Genomic DNA, 1,653 nt, shown 5'->3' with positions numbered 1-1,653 from the left:
GAATGACACGACTTCGGCGGTACGCTTGAGCCCCGCTACATTGTCGGCGCGGAATCACTTGACCAGTGAGCTATTACGCACTCTTTCAAGGGTGGCTGCTTCTAAGCCAACCTCCTGGTTGTCTCTGCGACTCCACATCCTTTCCCACTTAGCGTACGCTTAGGGGCCTTAGTCGATGCTCTGGGCTGTTTCCCTCTCGACCATGGAGCTTATCCCCCACAGTCTCACTGCCGCGCTCTCACTTACCGGCATTCGGAGTTTGGCTAAGGTCAGTAACCCGGTAGGGCCCATCGCCTATCCAGTGCTCTACCTCCGGCAAGAAACACACGACGCTGCACCTAAATGCATTTCGGGGAGAACCAGCTATCACGGAGTTTGATTGGCCTTTCACCCCTAACCACAGGTCATCCCCCAGGTTTTCAACCCTGGTGGGTTCGGTCCTCCACGACCTCTTACAGCCGCTTCAACCTGCCCATGGCTAGATCACTCCGCTTCGGGTCTAGAGCGTGCAACTCAAACGCCCTGTTCGGACTCGCTTTCGCTACGGCTTCCCCACACGGGTTAACCTCGCTACACACCGCTAACTCGCAGGCTCATTCTTCAAAAGGCACGCAGTCACGACTGTATGTGCAAGCACATACAGCGACGCTCCCACGGCTTGTAGGCACACGGTTTCAGGTACTATTTCACTCCGCTCCCGCGGTACTTTTCACCATTCCCTCACGGTACTATCCGCTATCGGTCACCAGGGAATATTTAGGCTTAGCGGGTGGTCCCGCCAGATTCACACGGGATTTCTCGGGCCCCGTGCTACTTGGGTGTCTCTCAAACGAGCCGTCAATGTTTCAGCTACGGGGGTCTTACCCTCTACGCCGGACCTTTCGCATGTCCTTCGCCTACATCAACGGTTTCTGACTCGTCCTGTCGCCGGCAGACGACAGAAGAGAGATCCCACAACCCCGCATGCGCAACCCCTGCCGGGTATCACACGCATACGGTTTGGCCTCATCCGGTTTCGCTCGCCACTACTCCCGGAATCACGGTTGTTTTCTCTTCCTGAGGGTACTGAGATGTTTCACTTCCCCTCGTTCCCTCCACATACCCTATGTGTTCAGGTATGGGTGACAGCCCATGACGACTGCCGGGTTTCCCCATTCGGAAACCCCCGGATCAAAGCCTGGTTGACGGCTCCCCGGGGACTATCGTGGCCTCCCACGTCCTTCATCGGTTCCTGGTGCCAAGGCATCCACCGTGCGCCCTTAAAAACTTGGCCACAGATGCTCGCGTCCACTGTGCAGTTCTCAAACAACGACCAGCCACCCATCACCCCACCAGAACCTGGTGAGTGCACTGGGGCCGGCGACCGAAGACCAACAGGCTTTCGCCCGTGCCTTCAGACACCCAACAGCGTGCCCGACCCGACCTGCTGACCCTGCACGTTCCACGCCGAAGCAGTACTAGTGAAGAACAACCTGTCGTGCCGAATAGTCAACGTTCCACCCATGAGCGAGCCACCGCCGGACGTTTGCCGACGAAATGGCCTCTGACCAGGCAGAGCCTGGTAAGAAATGCTCCTTAGAAAGGAGGTGATCCAGCCGCACCTTCCGGTACGGCTACCTTGTTACGACTTCGTCCCAATCGCCAGTCCCACCT

The 1,653-nt window shown here is 57.4% G+C and carries 2 rRNA genes; both read right to left on the bottom strand.

Annotated features, from left to right (window positions below):
• Positions 1-1,273, bottom strand: a 23S ribosomal RNA gene (locus AC07F3_RS42365); the annotation flags it as partial.
• A gap of 306 nt (positions 1,274-1,579) precedes the next feature.
• Positions 1,580-1,653: ribosomal RNA gene (locus AC07F3_RS42360) — 16S ribosomal RNA — on the bottom strand; the annotation flags it as partial.

It is taken from the genome of Streptomyces sp. NPDC045846, assembly GCF_056431605.1.
This window is presented reverse-complemented; position numbering and strand designations above follow the sequence as displayed.